Origin of the sequence: Proluteimonas luteida, assembly GCF_021191695.1 — a bacterium.
Lineage (GTDB): Bacteria > Pseudomonadota > Gammaproteobacteria > Xanthomonadales > Xanthomonadaceae > Luteimonas > Luteimonas luteida.
Genome location: NZ_JAIWPT010000003.1, coordinates 18,037 through 32,205 on the forward strand (window position 1 = coordinate 18,037; position 14,169 = coordinate 32,205).

9 protein-coding genes are annotated in these 14,169 nt (G+C 63.3%); 5 read left to right on the plus strand and 4 right to left on the minus strand.

Going from position 1 to position 14,169, the window contains the following annotated elements; translation table 11 throughout:
* The 4 genes from LDO26_RS03625 (at position 1) to LDO26_RS03640 (ending at position 8,984) form a co-directional block, all read left to right on the plus strand.
* Complete coding sequence (locus tag LDO26_RS03625) at positions 1-1,383, plus strand: glycosyltransferase (protein WP_232129719.1); 1,383 nt, start codon at positions 1-3, stop codon at positions 1,381-1,383.
* A complete protein-coding gene (locus LDO26_RS03630) occupies positions 1,383-3,539 on the plus strand; it encodes a glycosyltransferase (RefSeq protein WP_232129720.1) in 2,157 nt (718 codons plus the stop codon). Before LDO26_RS03625 ends, LDO26_RS03630 begins: the two co-directional genes overlap by 1 nt.
* A gap of 109 nt (positions 3,540-3,648) precedes the next feature.
* A complete protein-coding gene (locus tag LDO26_RS03635; RefSeq protein ID WP_232129721.1) occupies positions 3,649-7,623 on the plus strand; it encodes an FkbM family methyltransferase in 3,975 nt (1,324 codons plus the stop codon).
* A 782-nt stretch (positions 7,624-8,405) separates the two neighbouring features.
* On the plus strand, positions 8,406-8,984 hold the full coding sequence (locus LDO26_RS03640) for a methyltransferase domain-containing protein (RefSeq protein ID WP_232129722.1): 579 nt from the start codon (positions 8,406-8,408) through the stop codon (positions 8,982-8,984).
* A 250-nt stretch (positions 8,985-9,234) separates the two neighbouring features.
* On the opposite strand, the gene LDO26_RS03645 is transcribed toward LDO26_RS03640, so the two are convergent.
* From LDO26_RS03645 to LDO26_RS03660, 4 genes are all read right to left on the minus strand, one after another.
* A complete protein-coding gene (locus LDO26_RS03645) occupies positions 9,235-9,735 on the minus strand; it encodes a hypothetical protein (RefSeq protein ID WP_232129723.1) in 501 nt (166 codons plus the stop codon).
* Between the two features lie 99 nt (positions 9,736-9,834).
* Positions 9,835-10,977, minus strand: coding sequence for a non-hydrolyzing UDP-N-acetylglucosamine 2-epimerase (gene wecB / locus LDO26_RS03650; RefSeq protein WP_232129724.1), 1,143 nt, complete (start codon positions 10,975-10,977; stop codon positions 9,835-9,837).
* 34 nt (positions 10,978-11,011) lie between these two features.
* A complete protein-coding gene (locus LDO26_RS03655; protein ID WP_232129725.1) occupies positions 11,012-11,953 on the minus strand; it encodes an electron transfer flavoprotein subunit alpha/FixB family protein in 942 nt (313 codons plus the stop codon).
* 104 nt (positions 11,954-12,057) lie between these two features.
* Positions 12,058-12,804: an electron transfer flavoprotein subunit beta/FixA family protein gene (locus LDO26_RS03660; protein WP_232129726.1), complete on the minus strand. Its 747-nt coding sequence runs from the start codon at positions 12,802-12,804 to the stop codon at positions 12,058-12,060.
* 224 nt (positions 12,805-13,028) lie between these two features.
* Here LDO26_RS03660 and rfbB point away from each other — a divergent pair, with 224 nt between their 5' ends.
* Complete coding sequence (rfbB, locus tag LDO26_RS03665; protein WP_232129727.1) at positions 13,029-14,084, plus strand: dTDP-glucose 4,6-dehydratase; 1,056 nt, start codon at positions 13,029-13,031, stop codon at positions 14,082-14,084.
* Positions 14,085-14,169: the final 85 nt, after the last annotated feature.

The following is a 14,169-nucleotide window of genomic DNA, read 5'->3' on the forward strand; positions in this document are numbered from 1 at the left end:
ATGCGCATACTGCTGATCGCCTACGAGTTTCCGCCGAGTCCCTCGCCGCAGTCGCTGCGCTGGCTATATCTGACTCGCGAACTCGCCCGCCTCGGTTATCAGGTCCATGTCCTAACCGTCGACCTGCCGATGCAGACGTCCGGCCTGTCGGCCCTGCCGACCAAAGCGACGGTGCATCGCACTCCCGGTGGCCCGATTTCGGCCTTGGTCGGGATGCTTGCTCGGCGGCAGGCGGCCAAGCAGGCAGGTCCCGAATCCATGATGTTGGCGGAGAACGTGTTATTGGCCGGCCCGGTAGCCGCCGAACCGATGATGGCGGCGCTCGCCTTGCCAGCGGTCCGCTTGAACTGGAAGGGACGCATTGCGGGGACTGTGATCGTCGCGCTATCCCGGATGTTCGCATTGTGGCCCTTGTTCCCGGACGCGCGCGGCGCTTGGTTCCGTTCGGCGTGCCGGGCCTTGTCGAGTCTGGTCGAGGAAATCCGCCCGGACTTGGTCGTCACCTCACACGAGCCGGCGACTACGCTGGAATTGGGCCTGCTGCTGAAGCGGCGATTCGGCCTTCCGTGGATCGCCGACCTGGGCGATCCGGTGCTGGCCGACTACACGCCGCGGCGCTGGCGCAGCCGTTCTCGCAAACTCGAACGGCAGGTGCTGGCGAACGCCGATGGGGTCACGGTCACCAGCATTGGTACGCGCGAACTCCTGCTGCAGCGGCATGCTCCTTTCGTGCGAGGTGTTATCGAGGTCCTGCCTCAAGGCTTCGACGACAGCGACGCAGTGGCATCGGAGCCGCCGCCGGCTGACTTCTTCGATGTCGAGCGCTTGGAGCTTCTCTATACCGGTTCGTTCTACCGCTTCCGCCGCCCGGAATCACTAATCGAGGCGGTCGCCAAGGTGCCGCAGGTACGGCTAAACGTCGCCACAATCGTGATTCCCGCTTGGCTGGAGTCGATGCTGGAGTCGATCCCTGGACAGGTTCGCCTGCTCGGCTTCCTGCCGCACACCGCGGCGCTCGCGCTGCAGCGACGTGCCGATGTGCTTGTCAACATCGCCAACGACAATTCGTATCAAGTGCCTGGCAAGGTTTACGAGTATCTGGGGTCGGGACGACCGATCCTGCACATCGGCAACGGTAATGCGGGCGATGTCGCCGCAGAACTGGTGCTGGAGCGGCGTCGCGGTTGGGTCTGTGGAAACGATGCAGAGGCGATCGCCGGGCTGCTGCGCCGCCTGTGCGAAAGCAAGCGTGGCGATGGTGGATTTCCCGAAGTGGAGTTCGGACGCGGTACGGTCGCCGAGTTCGGATGGAGTCGCTTGGCGCAGCGTTTCGCCGACATTGCGACCGGAATTGCGCCGCTCAACACGGCAGGCCGAGCCTGATGGAAGCCGATCAGATGGAAAAACCGGAGGAGGGACAGGCGCGGCCATTGGATGCTTACCGCGAGCTGCAGTGCTTGCAGGGCGAAGTGTTGCGGCTTCGGCAGCAGAACGCCGAGCAGCAACGCCTGCGCGAAGAATTGCTGCACAGCCGCTCGTGGCGATTGACCGCGCCAATACGTTGGCTGATAACGAAGTTACGGCGTCAGGCGTCGCCAGACTGGCAGCAAGCAGTGGAGCCGGTGGTGGTCAGTACGCCAGGAACTGGTCGCGGCAGGCTTCCGGATTCGTTGCTGCTGCCACAATTGGGCTCGATCGATGGCGCCAACGCCACTTGCCGTTTGCTGGATCTGTCGCCGGGGCTCGAGGGGCTGCTGCCGGCGCCGGCGCGGCTGGCGCTTGATGATGTTGGATCGAGACCAGCGGCGGGCGGCTACCTAGGCTGGCGCGGTGACGCGCCGGCGATCGGTTTCCTTGGCGGCGACGAACTGCGCGTTGAACTGTCCTTCGATGCTCGGGTAGTGGAGATCAACGAACAGGACTGGGATTCCGTCCTGATGCCTGGGGCGCTGCGTTTCATCGTGGTCGAGACCGTCTGGCACGTCGGCGAGCGCGGCTGGCGCTATGCGCTCGTGCGCGACGGGGGACGCAGCGAGCGGTTCCTGCGACTGCTTGAACATTGCCGCCGGATCTCCTTGCCGCTGGTGCTGTGGTTCCGCGAGTCGCCTGGCAACTATGAGCAATTCGCCTGGCTGGCGGCGTACGCGGATCTGGTCTGCGTCGCCGACAGCGAGGTTGCCCGGCGCTTGCGCCGAGACTACCCCGATACGCGCGTGGATTACCTGCCTCCGGCGATACAGCCGGCGCTGCACAATCCGTTGCGCAGCTACCAGCTGAGGGACGCGGCCGACGCGTTGGGGAACAGCATCCTGTTCGATGGCTGGTGGGATCTGCAAGGCCACCTAGCCGAACTGCAGCAGTTGCGCGAACTGCAGCCGCATGGCTTGCTGATTGCCGAAAGTGAATGGGATTTCGGCCGGGTGCGGCTTGCCGACAATCCCGAATTCGAGCCATACGCGATCGGTTGCCTAGACCAGCAGGAGAAGCTGGTGATGAGCCGTCTGCAGGGTGCCGAGGTGTTCGCTGCCGATCCATTGGCCGGAGCTTGGCGCAGCGCGCTGCGGATGGTGCGTTCGGCCGCAGCAGGCAGCCTTGTCGTCCGGCTGGACGGGGCAGAGCCGCCGCTGCCGGAACTCCGCCTGCCAGGTGTCGGTGAAACCGGCGCAGTCGCGGCACTGCTGGCGGCGCTGGCCGACCCGCTTGCGCGCGCGCGCCGACGGCAATTGGTCTGGCGCGGACTGATGTCCGCCCATACCATTGCCCACCGATTGCAGTTCATTGCCGATGCGCTGGCGGTCGATGCGAAGTTCCTGCCGCCTGAACCACGCATTGCCTGCCTGCTGGTGAGCATGCGCCCCGAACTGCTGTCGGGGTGCATCGAACGCTTCCGCAACGATCGCTATCCACACAAGGAACTCATCGTCGTGGTCCACGACGATGTCGCCGAACTCGAGGGACTTCGCGCGCAGGTTCGTGAGGGCGAGGCGATCCGTTTTTTCCGGCTGGGGCGCAGCTGCAGCCTCGGTGCCTGCCTGAATTTCGCTATCTCCCAGACCGATGCACCGTACTGGACCAAGATGGACGACGATGACCTGTACGGACCGGACTATCTGAGCGACGTAATGCTTTATCAGCGGCTCGGTAACTTTTCGGTGTTCGGCAAGCCGCCGGTGTTCAACTATCTGGAGAGTGGTGACGAACTGATCCATGATCCGGAGTGGGCGCGGCATGCCAACCTGGTGCATGGCGCGGCGCATGCGTACGCCGCGCTGGTTGCGGGTGGAACCTTGGGCGGGAAACGCGAGGTGCTCGAGAAGATTCCCTTCTCCGAGCACCGCAGGGGCGGCTCGGACTCCGGTTTCGTTCGGCGTTGCTACCGGGCGGGGCTGGACGTGCTGGCGATGGATGGGTTCAACTTCGTCCGTTGTCGGAGTAGCGATCCGGGATCTCATACGTGGCGCGTTTCCGATGACGAGATCAGGCTGCGTTCCATGGTCGTCGGCAAGGGTGCCGATGTTCCCGGCATTTCCTTCGTATAGGTGAGGCTGAGGCAATGACCGGGCAGGGGATCGCTTTGACGTGTGGATGGATCGCCCACGAGACGGGCGCGGTCGCGGCAGCGTTGAATGGAAATCATGAGGAATGGTCATGAACGAGGTGGCGAAGGTGGCAGAGCGGTCGGTCGCGGCGAAGAACAAGTCCGGAAAGCACGTTTCCAGTCAATTTATCCGCGACATCGCGCCGTTCTTCCAGGCGCGCTCGATCACCTACGTCGATGTGGGCGCCTATGTCGGCGACGTGTACGAGGCGCTGGCCAAGTCGGAGATCAAGCTGCTGGACGCGTACCTGATCGAGCCTAATCCGAATTCCTTCAGGACATTGGAGGCGACGGTGGCCGGGGTCGCAAGCATGCACAAGGCCGCTTGCCACAACCTCGCGATCAGTTCCCACGCAGGGAAGGTCGTCATGCAGGACAGCGAGGACATGACCCGGGTCGTTTCCACCGAGGACAATGCCGAGGGCGATGGTGGTGGACGTACTTTCGTGGTCAGCACCATGACCTTGGACGAATTTGCACAGAAGCAGGGGATCCAGCGCATTTCGTTGTTGAAGATCGATGTCGAGGGGCATGAGCTGGACGTTATCAAAGGCGCCGGGTCACTGTTCGCATCGGAGCGGGTCGACGTGCTCTATGTCGAGGCCGGGATGAATCCCGAGTCCACACAGCAGACCTACTTCCGGTTGATTGAGGATGCGTTGCATGAATATGGATACCGCGCGTTCAAGATCTACGAGCAGACTCATGAGTGGGCCGAGGACAACCCAGTGCTGCGGCGGGTGAACGTCGCCTTCATGAGTTCCGCCTTCGCTGCGGCGAATCCATACAAGCTGTCGCGTGAAATCCACCAGCTGCGCAAGGAGAATGAGCTGTTGGCGGAGAGCAAGACGCAACTTGAGCAGCGCAAGGCGGCGCTGGAGACGGATCTGAGATCGCAGGCCTCCCGAGCAGACGAGTACAAGAAACAGGCGGCCAAGTTGCTGGAGTCGTCGGAGAACGAGCGGAAACGATTTCTGGAGATCGCCGACGATTTGGGTCAGGTGAAGGACAAGGTCAGCTGGGTCAGGAAACGGGTTGCGAGGATTGGAGAAACCCAGACCAAGGATCAGGAAGAAATCGTCGCGATAAAGGAAGGGATGGGCCGCGTCGAGGAAACATTCGCCCGGATGCAGGGCGAATTTGTTTCGGTGAAATCCGGGGTGGCGGATGTTGCCGGCGCTCTTCGCGAGTGGATTGCCGACGCAGAGCGCAGCGCCATCAGGCGAGGGGAGGAGTTGCGTGCCGGTTTAGCCCGGGAACTCGAAGAACAGAAGCTGCAAAGTGCAAGGGAGCGGGCACGCAAGGAACTGGCACGAAGGGATTTGGATCGCGTGTCCAGTTATGCGCAACAACTGGAGGCCGGGCTCCGTGATGTGTTGGACAGCCGGACCTGGAAGGTGATGGAGCCTTACCGTTTCTTCGTGCGCATGATGAAGAAGGCATTCACCGGACGGGTCGAGTTGCCTATCGCGCCCCCGGCACGCCCCATCATCGAGACATCACCGGAGGGGGCGATTGGCGCGAATGGTAAGGCTAGCCAAGGGGCCGGCTTCAAGACAGAGGGTAAGTATGGCCGGCGGCAGAAGCCGGTGGCGTTTCCGGAGCTGGGGTCGGCACAACTGATTCAGTCAGCGGGTGGAAGAACGACCGCCGATTACGCGAAAGCGTTGGTTGCGAGCAAGACAAAGAAAAAGCCGGGATCGAATCGCGTGCCCAAGGAATGCGCGCGGATCGATGCGGAGCTGAAGGTCAGCGATTACCAGCAGCTGTTCCGATTGATGCGTCAGTACGAGACGGAACTGGCGACCGAGTCTGGGTACCTGTTGTATTCGTTCCTGTTGGTCCTCATGACCAGCAAGATCTCGGCGTATGGGGTCGGCGTGAAGGCGTTGGACACAGTGTTCGCGATGTATGCCGGGAAACGGGATCAATTGTTGGCCGCCTACGGCAGCGCCGCATATGAGCGTTTTGTCGCCAACGCCGCCATCGACCTCACCCGTGTCGGACGTTATGCAGATGCCCGCGAACTACTGGACGCCGAGATCGGCCATGGCATCACGGGGTTGTTGCCCGTGCGTGCGGAGATTGCCTGGATTCATGATCCGGAACTCGCGCTGCGCGATCTGGAAAGGTACCTAAGGACTGGTGCGAAGGGAGCGAGCGCGCTGTTGTACAAGCATCTGGCGCTGAACGTGCTTGGCACTGGTGCGTCGGCGCTTTCGATCGCCAACGATGGCCATCGCGAACTCATCCTGGTCGACGCGCTCAGGTCGAAGCTGGACGGTGATTTTGCGGCATTCCGCGACGGTTTCAACCGGTTCTTCGAGGCGCAGGGGCTGTCGGGCCCGGTTCCCGTGTCGGAAACGGAGTTTGCGTTCGGCCGTTTATCCGCCGAAGGTGCGCGCGTGATCACCGACGGGCCGCTGGTCTCGGTGATCATGACGACCTACAACTCTTCGGCGACTCTGGATTACGCCGTCAGATCGGTGCTGGACCAGACTTACGCAAACATCGAGCTGTTGATCGTCGATGATTGCAGCAGTGATGGCACTCGCGAGATGTTGCAGGAGATCGCGGAGCGCAATCCGCGTGTGCGCGTGCTGCTGAACGAGACGAACCTGGGCACCTACGGTGCCAAGAACAGGGCCATGGAGGTGGCAAAGGGCGAGTTCATGACCTGCCACGATTCCGACGACTGGGCGCATCCGCAGCGCATCGAATCGCACGTGAGGGAAATGCAGGTCGCGTCCGGCCTGATGGCGACCCGGTCGTACTGGCTGCGCATGGACGAGGTCGGCGAGGTCCAGTTCCGCAGGTGGGGAAAGAAGTTCATCCACCCGAATCCCGCTTCCGTATTCTTCCGGCGCGAAGTCGTGGAACGGATCGGCTACTTCGACAGCGTCAGGTTCGGCGCGGACTCGGAGTACATTGCACGCATCAAGCGGGTATTCGGGCGCGAGGCGGTCCGCGACATGAAGCAGGTGCTCGCGCTCGGCCTGCACCATGACCAGTCGCTGACCCGCGCCGGCGCCGGCGCGATGGGCGATGAGCAGTATTCGCCCACGCGCTCGGCGTATCACTACAGCAAGATCGAGTGGCATTCGCTGACAGGCGACGATGACCTGTACATCGAAGCCCGTCCAGGGAGGCGCCGGTTCTGGGCGCCCGACGGCGCGCTCGACGACAACCTCCCCGGCAACTCGGGCGAAGTTTCGCTGGGGCAGCAGTATCCGGGACTAGTTGACAATAAAGATGCCTCTTTGTTCGTGTTCGGGATCTCGCTCGCCGGCAAACAGTCGGATGAAGGCTGGGCGAGGACGCAGTTCATCCTTGCGCGGACCCTGCGTTCGCTGCTCAACCAGTCCGATCCGCGTTTCCGGGTCGTCATCTGCGGCCACGAGCGTCCGGATCTGCCGGCATTGGACGATCCGCGGGTGATCTTCATGACTGCGGACATCCCGAAGCCGAAGGGCTCTTCGCAATATCGGGACGACAAGATGTGGAAGCGCCGCCTGATCGGCGCGGCGTTGCGCAACCTGGGGGGCGGGTATTTCTTCCCGCTGGATGCGGACGACTTGGTGCATCGCGATCTTGTCCACCACGTGCTTGCCGACGACAACCGGCGCGGATACAACATCGACCGGGGGTATGTAGAGGACTTTGCGGGCGGGCGCATCGCGCCGGTACCGGGCGTCTGGTCGGTGTCATTCGACCGTGTGTGCGGAAGCTCGGCGGTCATCTATTTCGAGCCGGAGGACTTGCCGAGGAATGGGAAGATGGAGGGAGCACTCTATTTCAACCATTTCCAGAGCCACGCCTACTGGCCGATCGTGGCTGAGGAATGGGGGCGCCCGCTGGACTCGGTTCCGTTCCCCGCGGCGGTCTATGTGGTGAACCACGAGCAGAACCTCTCGTTCGGCCTGCAGCGGGCGGGCCGGAGGAGCGAGAACGTTGTCAGGGCCATCGAGCGGACGGCGCTGGCCGACCGGGACGCGATTCTAAGCGAGCAGTTCTCGCAGTCTTGACGGGTGTCCTGTCTGCTTCCCCTTTCGACTTTTTCATTGTTCAGTTGTCGCCAATCGGCTTGGGGCTCGGGTTATGATTGAGTTGCTATGTCATGCCCCTCTCCGGCCTTGCACCCTGCAGCGACGTCCGGAAAGGTGGGGATGGTGCCGGGCTACGAGGCTACGTTTGGTGTTCGTGCAACGCGCCCGCTGGCGGTCGTTTGGCTTGATGCGGAGTTGTTTCCGCGGGACTTGTTGAAACGTTGCGGAACTGGGAATTTAAATGACTCGGATAAGCTTCGTCGCACTAGCCAAGGCCGAAAAGCAGGCATTGTCGATATTGGCATATCGGTTTTGCCGCCGTGGAGTCTCTGGAGTCTGTCGATTCGGTTCAAATCGTTTTCATTGATGATGGCGGTGTCAAAGGCTTTCGTGCGGTCATGCAGTAGTTTGCGGAATGGCGCACGGGAAGCATCCATGTACTTTGTTTGCGCCGCAATTTCGGTAGGACTGCGGCGCTCGAGACCCGGCTTCAAGTTCGCCACCGGCGGTGTGGTCTTTCTCACGGAGAAGTATGCTGCGGTTCTGCCTGGTGTGGTCTCCCGATCTGGATATTCAGGAGCGATCCGCTGAAGGGTGCATGAGTTCTTGGCCGACGTATTTGAAGGCCGTTCGTGGCAGGAACTGACGCATCCACAAGACCTGACGTGATGCGGGAGTCCGGGGGCAGGTGCCGGACAGTAGCAGTAGTAGCGGCTCCAGGGGCTGAAACCCTTTGTCATTGGATCGGATTGGTGTCGGTAATGAAAAAGAGCTACTTCGAACGCCGGAAGCACATGATGTACTACCGATATGTCGACATGATCGTGCGTGGTCTTGCGGCAGACGCGCGATCGCTGATCGACGTCGGCAGTGCAGACGCGGCTTATCTGGAACAGTGGAACTGGATCCCGGTTCGCCACGCACTGGACAAGAGAAAGGCATATTCGTCGGCGAACGTGAAGGCGCTGAAGCAGGATTTCTTCAAGTTCCAACCGGAATCGAAATACGACTTCGCCACCTGCTTCCAGGTTCTTGAACATGTGGAGGATGCTGGTGCCTTCGCACGGAAGCTGTTGCAGATTTCCGACAAGGTACTGGTTTCTGTCCCTTACGTATGGCCGGAAGATGCGACTCCCTATCACGTTCAGGATCCAGTCGATATCGAGAAGGTGCGTGCCTGGTTCGGCCGAAAGGAGGACTACGGTCTCATCGTCGATGAACCTCTGCATGGCGGTGCGGCCAGCCGCAGACTGATCGCGTATTTCGCCAGTGAAAAGCCATCGCTCGAAGAGGCGAAAAAGCGGATGCGGGCATCGCTCAAGAAAAGGGTTGGCGGATAATCTGTGCAGGATGTGGGAGCAAGTTGCGTCCCGATTCGGCGCGATAGTCGCTATTTGAACTTGCGAGAAAGACCTCAGATTGGCTGTGATACTTCCGACGCTGACGGTTTAAAAACGTGGGAAAATCTTAGGGTCTGAGCCCTTGACCTACGGCCTGCGCGGTAGGACATATGTGGCGGACTCGGACCGATCGCTGGACTGTCCGTGGCAGGTTGGGTGGTGCGTACAGGGTGTCTTTGACGCTCCTGTCTTACCGGGGGGCTTCCGCTTCAGCGTCATCAGCACTTATCGGGAAATCAAGCACAATTACACCATTTGCGGATGGGTGCTTGTCTTCGGCGCCCGGGCGCACTCTGACCATTACGGGGCGACCTTTCTCGGGCTTGAAGTTGATGCGGGTGTCGCCGTTGTCCAGCCGTCGGGGTTGGCCGGCCGCCCAGCCGGATTCTTCCAGAGCAGCCGTGATGGCATCAATCGCCTGCTGCTCGTCGATGTCGAGGTATTCGACGCGAATGCGGCGATAGAACGAGCCGGGGTTGTGTTCCCTGACGCGGTCCTGGACTAGGTGGTAAGGGAAGTTCAGTTCGGTGCCGCGCGGAAGCCTCCCCACCTTCCGGGTGTCGTCCGCTGCGGCGCTATTAGTCGGAGCTTCTGGCTGTGCGGCACCGGTATCGGTTGCTTGCTCGCGACTGCAGCCAGCGAGCGCGAGCACCAGCAGCATGAGCGCGGCGATCTGGATTCTGGATTTCATTTGGATCCGTTCGATGTCGGTAGAGAATGAAGATAGGAGTTTGATGCGTATTATGCATACGCGGCCAGCGCTGAATGGCGGAGAAATCCGGCCGAGTAATTAGTTTTTTATTGTATCAGCCCAGCCGGAGGAGTGAATCGCATCGGCGATGCGCTCCGCCGCCTTGCCGTCCCCATAGGGGTTGTGTGCGCGGGCCATGGCGGCATAAGCGTCGGGATCGTCGAGCAGTTGCAGCGTTTCTGCAACGATCTTTTCCCGGCTCGTCCCCACCAGCCGTACGGTGCCGGCTTCGACGGCTTCGGGCCGTTCCGTGGTGTCCCGCATCACCAGTACCGGCTTGCCCAGCGCGGGTGCTTCCTCTTGAATGCCGCCCGAATCAGTGAGGATCAGGTAGGCGCGGGACATCAGTCGCACGAAGGGCAAGTAGTCCATCGGTTCCAGCAGATGGACGCCGGCGTGGCCGCCAAGCAGGCGCTGCGCCGGCTCGCGCACGCTGGGATTCAGATGCACGGGATAGACTACCTGCACGTCACGTGCGCTGGCGATGTCGGCTAGGGCGCGGCAGATGTTGTCCATGCCGGCGCCGAAGTTCTCGCGGCGATGGCCGGTGACCAGCACCAGGCGCTTGCCGGGTTCGAGGAACGTGAATCGACCGTTCAGCCGGACCTGAAGGGTGGGGTCGGTTTCAATCCGTGCGGTGATTTCCAGCAGCGCATCAATCACGGTGTTGCCAGTGACGTGGATGCGCTTGGCGTCGATGCCTTCGGCCAGCAGATTGTCGCGCGCGCGCGCGGTCGGCGCGAAGTGCAGCGAAGCGAGCGGCGCGGTCAGGCGGCGGTTCATTTCTTCGGGCCACGGCGCGTCCATGTTGCCGGTGCGCAGCCCGGCCTCGACGTGGCCGACCGGTATCTTGGCGTAGAACGCCGCCAGCGACACCGCAAGTGTGGTGCTGGTGTCGCCGTGGACGAGCACGAGATCCGGCTTGCGCCGGATCAGGATGTCGGTCATGCCGGTAAGGATGCGCGCGAACAGGTCGGGCAGGCGCTGGTCGGCCTGCATTAGGTCCAGGTCGTCGTCGGGCATGATGCCGAACAGGTCCAGGACTTGGTCAAGCATCTGCCTATGCTGGGCGGTGACGGCCACCATTGCTTCGATGCCAGGCATGCCGCGCAGCGCCTCCACCACCGGGGCCATCTTGATGGCTTCGGGTCGGGTGCCGAACACGAGCAGTACGCGTTTCATGTGGCCGGCTTTCGACGCCGGAGCGACGCTCGACTCAAAGCGCCGCTTCCAGCTCCGGCAACACCTTGAACAGATCCCCCACCAGCCCGATGTCGGCGATCTCGAAGATCGGTGCCTCGGCGTCCTTGTTGATCGCGACGATCGTGCCGGCGTCCTTGATGCCGGTCAGGTGCTGGATCGCGCCGGAGATGCCGATCGCGACGTACAGCTCGGGCGCGATGATCTTGCCGGTCTGGCCGACCTGCATCTCGTTGGGGACGTAGCCGGCGTCGACCGCGGCGCGCGAGGCGCCGACGGCGGCGCCGAGCTTGTCGGCGAAGTCGTAGACGATCTTGAAGTTCTCCTCCGAACCGACGCCGCGGCCGCCCGAGACCACGCGCTTGGCGCTCTGCAGGTCGGGACGGTCGCTGCTGCCGGCGGCGAGGCCGACGAAACGGGTATGCGACGGCAGCGTGGCGTCGACGCTGGTCGATTCGACGGTCGCATTGCCGCCGCGCGCGGCTTCCTGCCAGGACGCGGTGCGCACGGTGGCGACCACCGTCCGGTCGGCCGGAACTTCGACGGTGATGATGGCGTTGCCGGCGTAGATCGGGCGCTTGAACGCGTGGCTGCCCTCGACGGTCATCAGGTCGGAGACCTGGTTGACGCCGAGCAGCGCGGCGACGACCGGCAGCAGGTCCTTGCCGAAGGTCGTGGACGGGGCGAAGACGTGGGTGTAGCCGTCGGCCAGCTGGGCGATCTGCGGGCCGAGCACCTGCGCCAGCGCATGGGCGTTGGCGGGATTGGCGACCGCCAGGACGCGGGAAACGCCGGCAATGGTGGCGGCTTCGGCCGCCGGGCCCGCCGGGTCGGCGGCGAACACGGCGATGTCGATCGACTCGGGCGACAGCGCCCGGGCGGCGGCGACGGTCTTGGCGGTGGCGCTGGCATTCAGCGTGCCGTCGAGGTGTTCGGCGATGACGAGGACTTTGGACATGGAGTTCTCCTTGGAATCGTCGCGTCCGTGGCGGTATCGCGTCGATTGCACTCCGGCTTCGGGCCGGAAGTCACTGGGCTCCCGCCTGCGCGGGAGCGACGGATTCAGAGCAGGCCCTTGGCCTTGAGCGCGGCGACCAGTTCGGCCGCGTCCTTGACCATCACGCCCTTGCTGCGCCTGGTCGGCGCCTCGTAATGCGTGGTCCTGAGCGTGTCCGCGGCGTCGACACCGAGATCGGCGAAGGGGATCGTTTCCAGCGGCTTGCTCTTGGCCTTCATGATGTCGGGCAGCTTGATGAAGCGCGGTTCGTTGAGGCGCAGGTCGGTGGTGACCACGGCTGGCAGGTCGACTTCCAGCGTCTCCAGGCCGGCATCGACCTCGCGGGTCACCGTGGCCTTGCCGTCTTCGATCTCGACCTTGCTGGCGAAGGTGGCCTGCGGGCGGCCCCACAGCGTGGCCAGCATCTGCCCGGTCTGGTTGGCGTCGTCGTCGATCGCCTGCTTGCCGAGGATGACCAGGTCCGGGGCTTCCTTCTCGACCAGCTTCAGCAGCGTGCGCGCGGCGGTCAGCGGCTGGACCGGCTGGTCGGAGACGACGTGGATGGCGCGGTTGGCGCCCATCGCCAGGCCGTTGCGCAGGTGGGCCTGGGCATCGGCGGGGGCGATCGTCGCGACCACGACCTCGGTCGCCACGCCCTTGTCGCGCAGCCGCAGCGCTTCCTCGAGCGCGATTTCGTCGAACGGATTGGCCGACAGCTTGACGCCGTCGGTGACGACGCCGGAGCCGTCCGGCTTGACCTGGATGCGGACGTTGTAGTCCACCACGCGCTTGTAGGCGACGAGGATCTTCATCGAGCGGGCATTCCTCTGGTATCTGAAGTGTCTGGCGGGGGTTCCCGGCCGCGGCGGCCGGCACGGGGCGAACCGGCCAATTCTAGCCGGGGACATGGGTTGCCGCGACCGGAGCGGTCAGAGGGGGTGTTCAGTTTCCCCCGAGTCCCGCACTTTGGACCCGCTATCCTGTTGCATCCGCCCCAAGACGGCGGCGTCGACGTGTTCCTCAGGAGAGTGTGCCCGTGCCAACCTGGCTCGTGACCGGCGGCGCCGGTTTCATCGGCGGCAATTTCGTGCTCGAGGCGGTGCGCCTGGGCGTGCGCGTGGTCAACCTGGACGCCCTGACCTATGCGGGCAACCTGCAGACGCTGGCCTCGTTGGACGGCAATCCCGACCACGTGTTCGTGCACGGCGACATCGGCGACCGCGCCCTGGTGACGCGCCTGCTGGCCGAGCACCGGCCCGATGCGGTGCTCAACTTCGCCGCCGAGAGCCATGTCGATCGCTCCATCGACGGACCGGCCGCGTTCATCCAGACCAATGTCGTCGGCACGCTGGGATTGCTGGAGTCGGTGCGCGACTACTGGAAGGGCCTCGCGGGCGCGGCGAAGGACGGGTTCCGCTTCCTGCACGTCTCCACCGACGAGGTCTACGGCACGCTCGGCGAGACCGGCAGGTTCTCCGAGACCACGCCGTACGCGCCGAACTCGCCGTATTCGGCGTCCAAGGCCGCGTCCGACCACCTGGTCCGTGCGTTCCACCACACCTACGGGCTGCCGGTGCTGACGACCAACTGTTCCAACAACTACGGCCCCTACCACTTCCCCGAGAAGCTCATCCCGCTGGTGATCGCCAAGGCGCTGGCCGGCGAGCCGCTGCCGGTCTATGGCGACGGGCGGCAGGTGCGCGACTGGCTGTTCGTCAGCGACCACTGCGCCGCGATCCGCACCGTACTGGAGAAGGGCCGTGTCGGTGAGACCTACAACGTCGGCGGCGATTCGGAGCGTCAGAACATCGAGGTCGTCGAGACCATTTGCCGCCTGCTCGACGAGCGCCGGCCGCGCGAGGACGGCCGGCCGCGCAGCTCCCAGATCACCTTCGTCGCCGACCGGCCCGGCCACGACCGCCGCTACGCGATCGATGCCTCGAAACTGCAGGGCGAACTCGGCTGGACGCCTGCGCACACGTTCGAGAGCGGCATCGCCGAGACCGTGGACTGGTACCTGGCCAACCAGGACTGGGTGCGGCACATCCTCGATGGCAGCTACCGGCTGGAAAGAATCGGCACCGCGGCCTGATCGCGACGATGCGTCTCCCCTCATCCGCCCTTCGGGCACCTTCTACCCCTGCGGGCACGTCGTCCCGCACGCGGGAGAAGGGATA